Here is a 15118-nt window from a genome sequence, read left to right on the forward strand (position 1 = left end):
TCCCAGTCTTTCTCTAGCTCAGGCGCGCGTGACCCAAAGGGTCATCAAGACGAACACGCCAATAATCATCGTAAAAGCGTAGTGGTAGATGTGGCCGGTCTGGAACAAGCGAACCACGGTCGCAAACCAACCCACGAAACGTGCGGAGCCGTTGACGATGATGCCGTCAATCAGGCCAGCGTCGCCACCCTTCCAGAGGCCCCGCCCAAGCAGGCGCGCGCCTGCGGCAAAGAACACCTCATTGAACTTGTCAAAGTAGTACTTGTTTTCCAGCAGCGAATAAAGCCAACCGGAACGGGCCTTGATCGCTTCCGGGATATCCGGACGTTTCATGTAGAAGAACCAGGACAGCGCCACGCCCGTGAATGCCAGCCAGAACACTGGCGTGGTAAGCGCGTGCGTAGCCATTGCGAACGCGCCGTGGAAATGGGTTGCGAGCTCGGTCATGACCGGATGTGCTTCGGCATCAATGACGATGGCGTCCTTGAAGAAGTTGCCAAAGAGCATGGGGCCAATCCCGATGTAGCCGATGATCACCGAGGGAATGGCCAGCATGATCAGGGGCAGCGTTACCACCCACGGCGTCTCATGCGGCTTCTCACCCGGAGCAAGACCGTGATGGTGTTCATCATGCGCATCGTCCGCATGGTGATCCTGGTCGGCATGCGAACCATCGGGCTCGGCATGCTGCTCTGCCTTCGAGTGCGCAGCATGGTCTTCGTGGTGTGGCGCCGCAAGACCGAAACGCTCCGCGCCGTGAAACACCAGGAAATACATCCGGAACGAATAGAAAGCGGTAACAAACACTCCCGCCATTACCGCAAAGTAGGCGAATCCGGCGCCCGGGATATGCGAAAGCGCAACCGCCTCGATAATTGAATCCTTGGAATAGAAGCCAGCGAAGAACGGCGTGCCGATCAGCGCCAGCGAACCGATCAGGGAGGTGATCCAGGTAATCGGCATGTACTTGCGCAGGCCACCCATGTTACGAATGTCCTGATCATGGTGCATGCCGATGATCACCGAACCAGCGGCGAGGAAGAGCAGCGCCTTGAAAAAAGCATGTGTCATCAAGTGGAAGATGGCAACCGAATAGGCCGAAGCACCGAGGGCGACCGTCATGTAGCCGAGTTGTGACAGCGTCGAATAGGCCACCACCCGCTTGATGTCATTCTGGATGATGCCGAGGAAACCCATGAACAGCGCGGTGATCGAACCGATGATGATGACGAAGGATAGCGCCGTGTCGGACAGCTCGAAGAGCGGAGACATGCGCGCGACCATGAAGATGCCGGCGGTGACCATCGTGGCCGCGTGGATCAGCGCCGAGATCGGGGTCGGACCTTCCATCGAGTCGGGCAGCCAGACATGCAAGGGAACCTGCGCCGACTTGCCCATCGCTCCGATGAACAGCAGGATGCAGATCGCCGTCATCAGCGCGACCCCCTCGCCTTCGCCAAACAGCGCAAGCCGGGTATGGGCGGCCAGTTCCGGCGCCTTGGCAAAAACGGCGGCGTAATCGAGCGTGCCGAAGTGGGCCAGCACCAGGCCAATGCCCAGGATGAAGCCGAAGTCACCCACCCGGTTGACCAGGAAGGCCTTGAGGTTGGCAAAAATCGCCGTCGGCCGGGTATACCAGAAGCCGATCAGCAAGTATGAAACCAGGCCGACAGCCTCCCAACCGAAGAACAACTGCATGAAGTTGTTGCTCATCACGAGCATCAACATGGAGAAGGTGAACAGGGAGATGTAGCTGAAGAAGCGGTTATAGCCGGGATCGTCCTGCATGTAGCCGATGGTGTAGATATGCACCATCAGCGACACCGAGGTAACGACCAGCATCATCGTCACGGTCAGTTGATCGATCAGAAAACCAACCTCGAAATGGTAGTCGCCCGAGGTCAGCCACTGGTAAACCGGTCCGTTGTAGGTGTTGCCGGCCATCACGTCCCTGAAGATCACGAACGACGCGATGCAGGCGATCGCCACGCCGGCGATGGTCACCGTATGCGCTACCCAGCGCGGGATCACGCGACAGAACAGACCTGCAATGATGGCACCGACAAGCGGCGCCAGTGGAACCAGCAGGTAGAGCTTTTGCATTTCCATGTTCAACCCTTCAGGCTGTCCAGATCATCCACGTGGATGGTCTTCAGGTTGCGGAACAGCGCCACGAGAATCGCCAGCCCGATTGCCGACTCGGCGGCGGCAACGGTCAGGATGAAGAAGACAAACACCTGCCCGGCAAGATCCTGCAAGTAGTGGGAGAAGGCGATGAAATTCAGATTCACCGCCAGCAGCATCAGCTCGATCGACATCAGTATGATGATGAGGTTCTTGCGGTTGAGGAAGATGCCGACGACGCTGATCGCGAACAGGATCGCGCCCAGGATCAAAAAATGGGACAGTGTAAGCAAGGTGCCTCCCTGATTCCTTCTTCATGAGGTGGGGCGTCGCCGCCGCCACTCCGTCTTATTCTGAGTCTTGGTGATTGCCTCGAACGCGTCGTCAGTCGCTCTTCTCGGCGGGCATCTGCAGCACGCGTACGCGATCCCCGGCTTTGACGAAAACCTGCTGGCTGGGGCTGACCGACTTGTTCTTCCGCTTCCCGCGCTGGGTCAGCGCTACGGCGGCGATAATCCCCACAAGAAGAATCACCGAGGCCAACTCGAAGGGATAGACGTACTCGGTGAATAGCAGTCGCCCGACAGCCTGCACATTGCTGTATTCGGCACTAGACTGCGGGACTGAACTCTCGAACAGCCCAAGGTAATTCCCGCCAAGTACAAGTCCCATTTCGGCGACCATCAGTAACGCGATGATCGAACCAAGCGGCAAATAGCTCCAGAACCCTTCGCGCAGACGATCCAGATTGATGTCCAGCATCATGACCACGAACAGAAAGAGAACCATCACCGCGCCAACGTAGACCAGCACCAGTGCGATGGCCAGGAACTCGGCCTGCAACAACATCCAGACACCGCTCGCAGTAAAGAATGCGAGCACCAGGTACAGCGCGGCGTGCACCGGGTTGCGTGCAGTGATCACGCGCAGCCCGGCAAATACCAGAATTGCCGAGAGAAAGTAGAAAACGAAAGTCTTGAATTCCATCGCGTCGGCCTGTCAGCGATACTTCGAGTCGAGTTCGCGGTCTGCTGCGATCTGCGCTTCGTAGCGGTCGCCATTGGCCAGCAACATCGGCTTGGTGTAGTAGAGGTCACCACGCGTTTCCCCGTGGTACTCGTAGATCCGCGTTTCAACGATGGCGTCGACCGGGCAGGCCTCTTCACAGAAACCGCAGAAGATGCATTTCGTCAAGTCAATGTCGTAACGCGTCGTGCGGCGCGAACCGTCGTCACGCTGATCCGATTCGATGGTAATTGCCAGCGCCGGGCAGACCGCCTCGCACAACTTGCACGCGATGCACCGCTCCTCGCCGTTCGGATAGCGTCGCAACGCGTGGAGGCCACGGAAGCGAAAGCTCTGCGGTGTCTTTTCTTCCGGATACTGGACGGTGATCTTGCGGGCAAACATGTAGCGCCCGGTGACCGACATCCCCTTGAACAGCTCCTTGAGCAAGAGACTGTTGAAAATTTCCTTCATCGAACCCATGGCTAGCCTCTCATTTCCAGATGTTCAGCGGCGACATCATCCAGCAGCCGACGACGACGAGCCAGATCAGGCACAATGGGATGAACACCTTCCAGCCAAGACGCATGATCTGGTCGTAGCGATAGCGGGGAAATGTGGCGCGAATCCAGAGGAAAAAGAACAGCACTGCGGAGATTTTAAGGAAGAGCCACAGGATGCCGTCCGGCAGGAAGCCGATCGGCGACAGCCAGCCGCCGAGGAACAGAATCGACGTCAGCGTCGACACCAGGATCATGTTCGCGTATTCGGCAAGGAAGAAGACCGCAAAAGCCATTCCGGAGTACTCAACGTGGAAACCCACGATTTCGGACTCGCCTTCCGCCATGTCGAACGGCGCCCGGTTGGTCTCGGCAACGATCGACACCAGATAGACGACAAACATTGGCAGCAGCGGCAGCCAGTTCCACGAGAGGAACCCGAGCCCCTTGTCGGCAAAGTAGCCCTGGCCCTGGCCCCTCACGATATCCCCGAGGTTGAGGCTGTTTGAAACCATCAGCACCACCACCAGCGCCAACCCCATGGCCACTTCGTACGAAATCATCTGCGCCGCAGAACGCATGCCGCCAAGGAAGGCGTATTTCGAATTCGACGCCCAGCCGGAGAGGATGATCCCATAGACACCGATCGACGTGATTGACATGATGTAGAGCAGGCTGGCGTTAACATTCGCCAGCACCAGCGTATCGTTGAACGGCACCACTGCCCAGGCGGCCAGCGCCGGTGCAAAAGCGAACATCGGCGCGATCAGGAAAACGCCCTTGTCGGATCCGGTCGGGATCACGACCTCCTTCAGCAACAGCTTGAGGCCATCGGCGATCGGTTGAATCAGTCCCCAGGGCCCGACACGGTTCGGTCCGATACGTACTTGCATCCAGCCGATGACCTTGCGTTCCCAGAACGTCAGGTAGGCAACGGCAAGCAGAAGCGGCGCGATGATCAGAACAATCTTGAGCAGTGTCCATACCAAAGGAAAAGCCGACCCAAAAAGACCCTTTAACAGTTCCTGCAGCGCATCGACCATCATGCACGCTCCACGTTGATCGCACTGAACATGTCACCCAGCGCTGCCGTCGAAACATGTGCCGCGGCGATTCGAAGGCAGGCCGCGGGCACGGCCTCGTCGACACGTGCCGTGAGAACGGCCTCGCCGCTCCCCTGCCAAACCCGCACGGTGGCTCCATCGGTGAGACCAAGCGTCTGCAAGGTTTGCCCACCCATTCGCGCGGTCGGCGCAACGGCATCGTGCGTTTTCTGAAGTGCCGGAGCACGCCGCGCGAGGGGGTCAGTAAAATAGATCGGCACATCAGCCACGCGCTGCAGAAAACCGACCGCAGCAGGCAGAGACAAAGGCACGCCATTGATGCTGTTGTTCAGACCATCGACAAAGCCTTCACCCGCCGGAACGATCTCGTCACGTACCTGCTCGCTCGAGTCCTGGTCAAAACCGGGCAGCCCGAGCAGATTCCCCAACACGCGCAACACCTTCCAGGCTGGACGCGAATCACCGAGTGGGCGAACGACACCATTGAAGCTTTGAAGACGGCCCTCCGTGTTTACAAAGGAGCCTGAGGTTTCGGTAAAAGGCGCGATCGGCAACAGGACATCGGCGTAGTCACGCGCAGCACCGTCGCTGAAAGACGTCAGCGAAACCAACAGTGCCGCCCCCTTGAGCGCTGCAACCGCCTGTTGCGGGTGATGGCAATCCAGTTCGGGCTCGACGCCGAGCAGGATGTAGGCTTTGCGCGGCTGGGCAAACATTTCGTAAGCGTTGAGCGCGGTCGGCAAGGCCTTCGCCACGTAACCGCCGACACTGTTCGCTGCTTCGCCGATGAAGCCGCAACTGGCCCCGGTCAGCCGGGCAAGTTCGCTTGCCAGGGCGTGCAGTTGGGCCGCATGCGGATTCTGCTCGGCAGCGTTACCCAGAAAGATCGCCCGCTTGTTACCCTCGAGCAGGCTCTTGGCAATTGATTCGCTGGTCGGGCAGGGTTTGACGGCTTCGAGTCCCGCAGGCACCGCCTCGCCCTTGAGTTGAGCAACCGCCTTGACAACCGCCGCCAGGGCAAGCGGCAGTTCAGCAGGCGAGACCGTCACTTGCGCGTGCAACTTGATGAGCGGATCGTCACCACTCACCGAAAGCAGGCTGACCTTGCCCCACTTCTTGGCCAGCTGACGCAGACGTTGGGCGAACAGGGGATGGTCCTTGCGCAAGAAACTGCCAACCACGACTGCCGCGTCGAGATCCTTGATTTCGGACAGTTTCAGGCCGAGCCACGGCACACCGCCAAGCTTGCTGTCGGCCGAAAAATCACGTCGCCGCGGCCGGAAGTCGACGTTGCCTGAGCCAAGCCCACGAGTCAGCTTCTGCAGCAGATACAGCTCTTCGAGCGTCGCCTGCGGTGATGCCAGAGCCGCCAGCGATTCGGCGCCGCTGTTTCTGACGACGTCCTTGAGCGCATGCGAGACATAGTCAAGTGCGACGTTCCAATCGACTTCGCGCAGCGCGCCGTCCACCCGAACCATCGGCTTCCGCAGCCTGGCCGGCGAATTAAGCGCTTCGTACGAGAAGCGCTCCTTGTCCGAGATCCAGCACTCGTTGATGTCCTCGTTGTCGCGGGGGAGAATACGCAGCACGACATTGTTCTTGACCTGCGCGGTCAGGTTGGCGCCGATACTGTCGTGCGGGCTGATCGACTTGCGCCGCGACAGCTCCCAACTGCGGGCCGAATAGCGGAAGGGTTTGGAGGTCAACGCACCCACCGGGCAGAGATCGATCATGTTGCCCGACAGCTCTGAATCGACTGACCGGCCGACGAAGGTCGTTATCTCCGAGTGCATGTTGCGACTGGCCATGCCGAGTTCCATCACCCCGGCAATCTCCTGCCCAAAGCGAACACAGCGAGTACAGTGGATGCACCGGGCCATCTCCTGCATCGAGATCAGCGGACCGACGTCCTTATGAAAGACGACCCGCTTGTCTTCATGAAAGCGGGAGGCACTGCCACCGTAGCCGACCGCCAGATCCTGCAACTGGCATTCGCCACCCTGATCGCAGATTGGGCAGTCGAGCGGGTGGTTGATCAGCAGGAACTCCATCACGCCCTTCTGGGCCTTGACTGCCAGCTCCGAATGCGTAAACACCCGCATGCCGTTGGTCACCGGTGTTGCGCAGGCCGGCAGCGGCTTCGGCGCTTTCTCGACCTGCACCAGGCACATGCGACAGTTGGCGGCGATCGAAAGCTTCTTGTGATAACAGAAATGCGGAATATAGGCACCAAGCTGCTGCGCGGCATCCATGATGGTACTGCCGTCAGGCACATGGGCCACCTTGCCGTCGATTTCGATTTCCATCGTCTCGTACCCTAAACCGTTGCCGTAAAGAAGCCACTGCCGGCGCGCTGGACATCAACGGGCACGAGGCACTTCCTGTGTTCGATGTGGTACGCGAACTCGTCGCGAAAATGCTTGATGAAGCTCTGTACCGGCATGGATGCGGCGTCGCCAAGCGCGCAAATGGTGCGACCCATGATGTTCGTGGTGACGCTCGAGAGCAGATCAAGGTCATCGGGGCGACCTTTTCCGTGCTCGATTCGGTGCACCACCTTGTACAGCCAACTCGTGCCTTCGCGGCAGGGGGTGCATTGTCCACACGACTCTTCGTAGTAGAAGAATGAGAGCCGCTCGAGCGCTTTCACCATGCAGGTCGTCTCGTCCATGACGATGACCGCGCCGGACCCCAGCATCGAACCAGCCTTGCTGATCGAATCGTAGTCCATGGTGCAGTCCATCATCGCGGCAGCCGGCACCACCGGCGCTGACGACCCCCCTGGAATGCAGGCCTTCAGTTGCCGGCCACCGCGCATGCCACCCGCCATTTCCAGAAGGGTGGCGAAAGGCGTCCCGAGGGGAATCTCGTAGTTACCGGGCCGATTGACGTGCCCCGAAACCGAGAACAGCTTGGTCCCGCCGTTGTTCGCCTTGCCCGCTTCGAGATAGGTCTCGCCGCCCAGGTTGATGATGTAAGGTATCGAGGCAAAGGTTTCGGTGTTGTTTATCGTCGTCGGTTTGCCGTAGAGGCCGAACGAGGCAGGAAAAGGTGGCTTGAACCGGGGCTGTCCCTTCTTGCCTTCGATCGACTCCAGCAGTGCCGTTTCTTCACCACAGATATAGGCGCCGTAGCCGTGATGCGCAAAGAGATCGAAGTTGAAACCCGAACCTAGGAGGTCAGAACCGAGAAAACCAGCCGCCCGTGCTTCATCCAGCGCTTCCTCGAATCGCTGATAGATCTCCCACACTTCGCCATGGATGTAGTTATAGCCACGCGCAGCGCCCATCGCATAGGCGGCGATCGCCATCCCTTCGATCACCGAATGCGGGTTGTAGCGCAGAATATCGCGATCCTTGAAGGTGCCGGGTTCGCCTTCGTCCGAATTGCAGACGACGTACTTGTCGCCCGGGAACGAGCGGGGCATGAAACTCCACTTGAGGCCGGTTGGAAACCCCGCGCCACCGCGACCACGCAGAACCGACTTCTTGACCTCGTTGATCACGTCGCCCTGCGGCAGTTTTTCTTCAAGAATTCGCCGCAGCGCCGTATAGCCACCACGTTTGACGTAATCTGCCAGGCGCCAGGCATTGTCGCCATCCAGACCGACGCTGAGCATCGGGTTGAGTGCACCGAGGATCGCCATTACTTGAGCTCCGCCAGCAGTTTGTCGATTTGCTCGGGTTGCATCCAGCTGCACATGCGACGGTTGTTGACGATCATCACCGGCGCATCACCGCAGGCGCCCATACACTCGCCTTCCTTGAGGGTGATCAGGCCGTCGGGCGTCGTTTCGTTATATCCGATGCCCAACTTTTTCTTCAGATAGTCACCGGCATCGACGCCGCCGCTCAGCATGCACGGCAGGTTGGTGCACACCGAGACCTTGTACTTGCCGACCGGTTTCAGGTCATACATGTTATAGAAGCTGGCCACCTCGTAGGCGGCAATCGGTTCCATGCCGAGGTAGTTGGCCACCGACTCGATGGCTTCGCTCGACAGCCAGCCCTGCTGTTCCTGCGCAATGGCAAGGGCCGCCATGACCGCCGACTGCCTTTGGTCAGCCGGGTACTTGGCAATTTCGCGATCAATTCTCGCAAGGGATTCTGAAGTCAGCATCAGCGGTCAATCTCGCCAAAAACAACGTCCTGGGAACCTATGATCGTCACCACGTCGGCCAGCATGTGGCCCCGCACCATCTCATCCATGGCCGAAAGGTGCACGTAACCCGGAGCGCGGATCTTCAGGCGATATGGCTTGTTGGCCCCGTCCGACATCAGATAGATGCCAAACTCTCCCTTCGGGTGCTCAACCGCTGCATAGGCTTCGCCCTCGGGTACGTGGATACCTTCGGTGCACAGCTTGAAGTGGTGAATAAGCTCTTCCATGTTTGACTTCATGGCTTCGCGATCCGGTGGCGCAACCTTGTGGTTGTCCGACATCACGGGCCCCGGGTTCTGCCGCAGCCAGTCGATACACTGCTTGACGATGCGATTCGACTGCCGCATTTCTTCCATGCGGACCAGATAGCGATCGTAGGAATCGCCGGTGACACCCACCGGGATATCGAAGTCCAGCCGGTCATACACTTCGTAGGGCTGCTTCTTGCGCAGATCCCAGGCAATACCTGAACCGCGCAGCATCGGTCCGCTGAAACCGCGCTGCAAAGCGCGCTCTGGCGAGACGATACCGACGTCCACCAATCGCTGCTTCCAGATCCGGTTGTCAGTAAGCAGCGTCTCGTACTCGTCGAGCAACTTCGGGAAGCGACTGACAAAATCGTCGAGGAAGTCGAGCAGCGAGCCACTGCGCGCTTCGTTGAAGGGCTTGATCTGCGCAGCACTCTTCCATTTCGATTCCTGGTACTGCGGCAGGCTGTCAGGCAGATCACGATAGACGCCACCCGGCCGATAATACGCCGCGTGCATCCGCGCACCCGAGACGGCCTCATAGGCATCGACCAGATCCTCACGCTCGCGGAAAGCGTACAGCACCATGGTCATCGCACCGACGTCGAGACCATGACAGCCGACCCAGAGCAGGTGATTGAGGATACGGGTGATTTCGTCAAACATCACCCGAATGTACTGGGCGCGGAGTGGGACCTCGATCTGCAACAATTTTTCCACGGCCATGCAATAGGCGTGCTCGTTGCACATCATCGAAACGTAGTCGAGGCGGTCCATGTACGGCAACGACTGGATCCACGTCTTGTTCTCGGCCAGCTTTTCGGTCGCGCGATGCAGCAAGCCAATATGTGGATCGGCGCGCATCACTACTTCGCCATCAAGCTCGAGAACCATCCGCAGCACGCCATGTGCTGCAGGATGCTGCGGTCCGAAGTTCAGGGTAAAGTTGCGAAGTTCAGGCATTTTCGACATCCCCGTAAGTGGCTTCGCGGACGATCCGCGGCGTCACCTCGCGCGGCTCGATAGTCACCGGCTGATAGGTCACCCGCTGCTGTTCCGGGTCATAGCGCATTTCGACATAGCCGGAAATCGGGAAATCCTTGCGGAACGGATGTCCGACAAAACCATAGTCGGTCAGAATCCGACGCAGGTCTTCGTGCCCCGGGAAAACAATCCCGAACAGGTCGAAAGCCTCGCGCTCGAACCAATTCACGCTGTTCCAGATAGAGCTTACGGAAGGCAGAGAAGGAAAATCATCATCCGGCGCAAAGCAGCGAACGCGCAGTCGCCAGTTCCGAGCAATCGACAGCAGATGACTGACGGCGGCAAAGCGCTTGCCCTCTCGCGGCACGTTGGCATAGACCGAATAGTCGATCCCGCAAAGGTCGATCAGCTCTTCGAACGCCAACTCGGGCTCGTCACGCAGAGTCTGCATCACGGAGAGGTAGTCGGCCGCATCGACCTCGATGGTCACTTCACCGAGCGCGATCTTCAGGGACTTCACTCGATCACCGAGATGCTTTTGCAGGTTATGACTAAGCGCTTCCAGCTTGGCGGACATGACTCACTCTCGGTTGGTTTGGGTTTGCTCAGCGGGCGATGGTGCTGTTCCGACGAATCTTGTTCTGCAATTGAATCAAGCCGTAGATCAGAGCCTCGGCGGTCGGCGGACAGCCCGGAACATAGATGTCGACCGGCACGATCCGGTCGCAACCACGCACCACGGAGTAGGCGTAGTGGTAATAACCACCGCCATTGGCGCAGGAACCCATCGAGACCACCCATCGCGGTTCCGCCATCTGGTCGTAGACCTTGCGCAGAGCGGGTGCCATCTTGTTGGTCAGCGTCCCGGCGACAATCATCACGTCAGACTGCCGCGGGCTGGGACGAAAGACGATGCCGAAGCGGTCCAGATCATAGCGCGAGCAACCGGCATGAATCATCTCGATGGCGCAGCACGCCAGCCCGAAGCTCATCGGCCACAGCGACCCGGTACGGACGTAGTTGATCAGCTTGTCCGCCGTCGTGGTGACGAAGCCTTCCTGGAGAATCCCCTCAATGCCCATCGCTCACTCCCAATCCAGAGCGCCCTTGGCCCAGGCGTACACATACCCCACGACCAGGATGGCGATAAAAACCAGCATCTCGATGAAGCCAAACCACTTCACCGAATCGGTTTGGACGATTTCCTTGAAGATTGTCGCCCACGGCAGCAGAAAGGCCACTTCGAGGTCGAACAGGATAAAGAGGATGGCGATCAGGTAGTAGCGCACATCGAACTTCATGCGCGCATCTTCGAAGGCTTCGAAGCCACACTCGTAGGGAGAAAGCTTTTCGCTGTCCGGCCGATGCGGCGCAACGATCAGACCAGTGACGACGGGCGCAATACCGAAAGCGACGCCAATCAGTATGAAGACAAATACCGGGAAATAACCTTCCAGCATGATCCGCCCCACAAGCGCTTCAATTCAGACTACAGCCACCCGCACCGGATGGCTCCTCCTGGTGCCGACGATGAGACTCGAACTCATACGACCGAAGTCACTACCCCCTCAAGATAGCGTGTATACCAATTTCACCACGTCGGCACTGCGATACACAGAGGACGATCCGATCGAGGAATACTGCCCGTCCCGCCCCTGCCTTGAAACCAAATTACCTGGGAATATCTTTCGCCTTAGAATCAGGATCCGCGGGGCTTTTTCCCTGGTCAACACCCCCTGTGGCAGGTGCTGGAACCGGCGCTGATTTTATCGCATCCTGCATCACACTGCCAGCCGTTTTTGGTTTGCTGGAGGCAAGATAAGCCAGAGAAAGGCTGGTCACAAAAAATATCGTCGCCAGTACGGCCGTGGCACGGCTGAGGAAATTCGCCGAACCGGTGGCACCAAAAAGACTGCCCGAAGCGCCGCTACCAAAAGCGGCACCCATGTCGGCCCCCTTGCCGTGCTGCACCAGGACAAGACCGATGACACCGATCGCCGCCACGATGTGCACCATCAGAGCCACTGAGAAAAGATAGTCCATATACCCTCATATTCGAGCCGGCGCCTGGAAGGTCGCGAATTCAGAGCCTAGCCGCGCCACGGCGATCCGGTCGCTTGTTCCTAGTCCTGGTGCATCGCCTTCACTGCGCCGAGCGCACCGAAAAAAACTTCCGCAGTATAGTCAGTTTGACCTGCTATGGTCAAATGACGGTCGCCACCTTCACGCCGTCGATCCCCTTGCAGAGGCAGGATGTCGGGCGTTGATCGCCAGCAATAGCCCTTTCTGACTCGGCCCGACCGACACCGCCCGAGCTGAGTCCCCCGAACTGGTTTTCTTCAGGCCGTGGCAGCGCGAGGCGCCCGCACGCGTGCCGGCTCGTTCTGCCCGGCATGGTCCACACCGGGCACGGGTTTCGAGACAATAGCCGGTAGAATGCGGCTGCCTGGAGAAGAACCTCATGCGTGTCCTGCTACCGATAATCGTTGAAGATTCCTGAACATGAATGCGCGTACCCGTTTTGTCATCTCGGTCATCATTCTCGGCCTGCTGATGACCGGACCCTTCGTGATTACGGCGCTCCTGATCTGGGTAGGTGCGCAAGCCGACGAGCAAGCCCTGCTCGTCCAGTTGATTCTCCCACACCTGTCGCTTGGCGCCCTGATGACCACTTTTGGCTTCGTCCTGGGTTTGCTGGTCATCCGTTACCTCTTCCGTCAGTACGTCCAGGGATTGCTCAAGATGGTGGAGAACCTGCGCCTGATGCTGTCGGCGAACCGCAACTTCCGGGTCACCGCGGAGGGGCCGCCCGAAGTCCAATTGCTGGCCCAGGCAACCAACGATCTGGCCCAGCAGCGGGATGGCCTGATGGACGATGTCGAGGCTCAGATCGCTGCTGCCAAGGCCTCAGTAGAGGAAGAAAAAAACCGTTTGGCCGCACTGATGTCTGAGTTGGCGCAAGCGGTGGTCGTGTGCAATCTCGATGGCCGTATTCTGCTCTACAACAGCCGTGCTCGCCTGCAGTTTCGTGCCTTGGCGCAAGGCAGCACGACCGTCGCGGGAGGCGCGTTGATTGGCCTTGGCCGTTCCATCTTCTCGATTCTTGAACGTAATCAGATCGACCACGCGCTGGAGGTTGTGCGCCAGCGCCTGCTCAAGGGCGCAGCGACTGCGATCGCGAACTTCATTACGACGGCACGGGGCGGGCAACTGCTGCGTGTTCAACTGGTACCCGTGCTGGCGACCGGGGATCCTTTGCGCGAGCGCGAGCTGAGCGGCTACGTGCTGACCGTTGAGAACATTACCCGCAGCCTGGAGCAGGAATCCCGTCGCGATCAGGTGCTGCAGTCGCTGACCGATGGTAGCCGAGGCAGCCTCGCCAACATCCGAGTGGCCGTTGGCAACCTGATGGACTATCCGGATATGGAAGCAGACATACGCGAGCGCTTCGTCAGCATCATCAGCGACGAAGTGGTGCGAATGAGCCAGCGTCTCGATCAAACGATGAGCGAATTCGCCGATTCACTGAAGACGCGTTGGCCGCTGGAAGACGTGCAGGGGATGGATATCATCGCCGCCGCCCAGCGCCGTATCGAGGAAGATCTGAAACTCACCACCAAGACCGAAGAGATCGACGAGGGCGTCTGGCTGCGAGCCGAGAGTTTCTCACTGGTGTTCTCGATCTGTTTCCTGGCATCCCGCCTGGTCGATCATTATCAGATCAGGGAACTGCGCTTCCGGCTACAGCCTGTCGGCAAGCTGGCCTACCTGGATCTAATCTGGGCCGGGCACGCCATGTCGTCGGAAACCTTCTACACCTGGGAAACCGATGCCATGCACCTCGCCAAGGAAAGCTCGCCCCTGTCACTACGCGATGTCATTGACCGCCACGGCGGCGAGATCTGGTACGAGCGTGAAAAGGCTGCGCATCGTGCGTTCTTTCGCTTCGTGCTCCCTGTTGCCTCGCCGGACTCCATGCCGCAAAGCGAGATGATCGGTGACATCGCCACGCGACCGGAGTACTACGATTTCGACCTGTTCCATTTCCGAGATCAAAGCATCGATCTTGACCGACCGTTAGCCGATCTCACCTACACGGTATTCGATACCGAGACGACTGGCCTTGAACCAGCGGCTGGAGACGAGATCATTCAGATTGGCGCCATACGCATCGTCAACGGCCGTTTGTTGCGGCACGAGAATTTCGACCAACTGGTCGATCCGCAGCGTTTTCTGCGACCCGAAGGAATCCGGATCCATGGCATCACCGATGACATGGTGCATGGACAGCCGCAGATCGACATCGTCCTGCCGGCCTTCCATGATTTCTGCAGCGATACCGTGCTCGTCGCGCACAATGCTGCCTTCGACATGCGCTTCCTGCAATTGAAGGAAGCCGAGACCGGGATGGTCTTCAGTCAGCCAGTGCTCGATACTCTGCTGCTGTCGGCCGTGCTGCATGCCAACCAGGACTCACACCAACTCGAGCCCATCGCTGAACGGCTGGGAGTCACAATCAGCGGCCGCCACAGTGCGCTAGGCGATGCCTGTACGACCGGCGAAGTGTTCCTCAAGATGCTGCCTTTGCTGGCCCAGATGGGAATCGTGACCCTGCGGCAGGCGCTCGATGCGTCCGAAAAAACCTACTTTGCGCGCGTAAAGTACTGACAGGATGCCAGCTTATCCTACCCCGAGGCCTTGCTGACGACGACGAGCCAGCCAGTCGACGACTATGCCGACGGCGGGTGATGCCAGACAGGCAACCATGAAAAGAATGGTAATACCTGCGCCCAAAACCGGAATGCCCGTTTCCACTTTCCTTCTCCTTTTGTACGTAAGCGATCGCGTCGCAACCGAGGTCGGTCCTTGTTTCCGTGTGGCCTGAGCAGTTTTGTCTGCCCGAGCATACGGTAGCCAATCTAGGTGGTTGTTCCCGTGGCGGCAAACGATAAAATCTCATGCGATGCGTGAGATTTTTTCATTCATCCGGCTGGTCTCCTGCCGCCACGCAGTTCAAGCGGAAACCCGATTC

General features: G+C 58.7%; 15 protein-coding genes and 1 tRNA gene. 1 reads left to right on the forward strand and 15 read right to left on the reverse strand.

Going from position 1 to position 15118, the window contains the following annotated elements:
• Window positions 1-18: 18 nt before the first annotated feature.
• The 14 genes from nuoL to secG form a co-directional block, all read right to left on the reverse strand.
• A complete protein-coding gene (gene nuoL / locus V5B44_RS21400) occupies window positions 19-2109 on the reverse strand; it encodes an NADH-quinone oxidoreductase subunit L (RefSeq protein WP_332361082.1) in 2091 nt (696 codons plus the stop codon).
• Between the two features lie 2 nt (window positions 2110-2111).
• Window positions 2112-2417, reverse strand: coding sequence for an NADH-quinone oxidoreductase subunit NuoK (gene nuoK / locus V5B44_RS21405; protein ID WP_332361083.1), 306 nt, complete (start codon window positions 2415-2417; stop codon window positions 2112-2114).
• Between the two features lie 91 nt (window positions 2418-2508).
• The gene (locus V5B44_RS21410) at window positions 2509-3111 is read right to left on the reverse strand and encodes an NADH-quinone oxidoreductase subunit J (RefSeq protein ID WP_332361084.1); all 603 of its coding nucleotides are present in this window, start codon (window positions 3109-3111) and stop codon (window positions 2509-2511) included.
• Between the two features lie 12 nt (window positions 3112-3123).
• The gene (gene nuoI, locus V5B44_RS21415; protein ID WP_332361085.1) at window positions 3124-3612 is read right to left on the reverse strand and encodes an NADH-quinone oxidoreductase subunit NuoI; all 489 of its coding nucleotides are present in this window, start codon (window positions 3610-3612) and stop codon (window positions 3124-3126) included.
• A 10-nt stretch (window positions 3613-3622) separates the two neighbouring features.
• Complete coding sequence (nuoH, locus tag V5B44_RS21420) at window positions 3623-4675, reverse strand: NADH-quinone oxidoreductase subunit NuoH (protein WP_332361086.1); 1053 nt, start codon at window positions 4673-4675, stop codon at window positions 3623-3625.
• On the reverse strand, window positions 4672-6999 hold the full coding sequence (gene nuoG / locus V5B44_RS21425; RefSeq protein WP_332361087.1) for an NADH-quinone oxidoreductase subunit NuoG: 2328 nt from the start codon (window positions 6997-6999) through the stop codon (window positions 4672-4674). Before nuoG ends, nuoH begins: the two co-directional genes overlap by 4 nt.
• An 11-nt stretch (window positions 7000-7010) precedes the next feature.
• The gene (nuoF, locus tag V5B44_RS21430) at window positions 7011-8312 is read right to left on the reverse strand and encodes an NADH-quinone oxidoreductase subunit NuoF (protein ID WP_332361182.1); all 1302 of its coding nucleotides are present in this window, start codon (window positions 8310-8312) and stop codon (window positions 7011-7013) included.
• Between the two features lie 26 nt (window positions 8313-8338).
• A complete protein-coding gene (nuoE, locus tag V5B44_RS21435) occupies window positions 8339-8812 on the reverse strand; it encodes an NADH-quinone oxidoreductase subunit NuoE (protein WP_332361088.1) in 474 nt (157 codons plus the stop codon).
• Window positions 8812-10065, reverse strand: a complete 1254-nt coding sequence (locus V5B44_RS21440) for an NADH-quinone oxidoreductase subunit D (RefSeq protein WP_332361089.1) — start codon at window positions 10063-10065, stop codon at window positions 8812-8814. The genes nuoE and V5B44_RS21440 overlap by 1 nt, the downstream gene beginning before the upstream one ends.
• Entirely contained in the window at window positions 10058-10663 is a 606-nt protein-coding gene (locus tag V5B44_RS21445) for an NADH-quinone oxidoreductase subunit C (protein ID WP_332361090.1), read from the reverse strand. The genes V5B44_RS21440 and V5B44_RS21445 overlap by 8 nt, the downstream gene beginning before the upstream one ends.
• A 28-nt stretch (window positions 10664-10691) precedes the next feature.
• Window positions 10692-11168, reverse strand: coding sequence for a NuoB/complex I 20 kDa subunit family protein (locus tag V5B44_RS21450; protein WP_332331874.1), 477 nt, complete (start codon window positions 11166-11168; stop codon window positions 10692-10694).
• A 3-nt stretch (window positions 11169-11171) separates the two neighbouring features.
• Window positions 11172-11546, reverse strand: coding sequence for an NADH-quinone oxidoreductase subunit A (locus V5B44_RS21455; RefSeq protein WP_332361091.1), 375 nt, complete (start codon window positions 11544-11546; stop codon window positions 11172-11174).
• Window positions 11547-11605: 59 nt separating this feature from the next.
• Window positions 11606-11690, reverse strand: a tRNA-Leu gene (locus V5B44_RS21460).
• 67 nt (window positions 11691-11757) lie between these two features.
• Entirely contained in the window at window positions 11758-12129 is a 372-nt protein-coding gene (secG, locus tag V5B44_RS21465; protein WP_332361092.1) for a preprotein translocase subunit SecG, read from the reverse strand.
• Window positions 12130-12588: 459 nt separating this feature from the next.
• Between secG and V5B44_RS21470 the strand changes: the two genes are divergently transcribed.
• Window positions 12589-14754 (forward strand): 3'-5' exonuclease, encoded by a 2166-nt coding sequence (locus tag V5B44_RS21470; RefSeq protein WP_332361093.1) that lies wholly within the window; start codon window positions 12589-12591, stop codon window positions 14752-14754.
• A 12-nt stretch (window positions 14755-14766) separates the two neighbouring features.
• Here the strand turns inward: V5B44_RS21470 and V5B44_RS21475 are convergent, their stop codons facing one another.
• A complete protein-coding gene (locus tag V5B44_RS21475; protein ID WP_332361094.1) occupies window positions 14767-14901 on the reverse strand; it encodes a hypothetical protein in 135 nt (44 codons plus the stop codon).
• Between the last annotated feature and the right edge of the window lie 217 nt (window positions 14902-15118).

Source organism: Candidatus Accumulibacter necessarius, assembly GCF_036625085.1.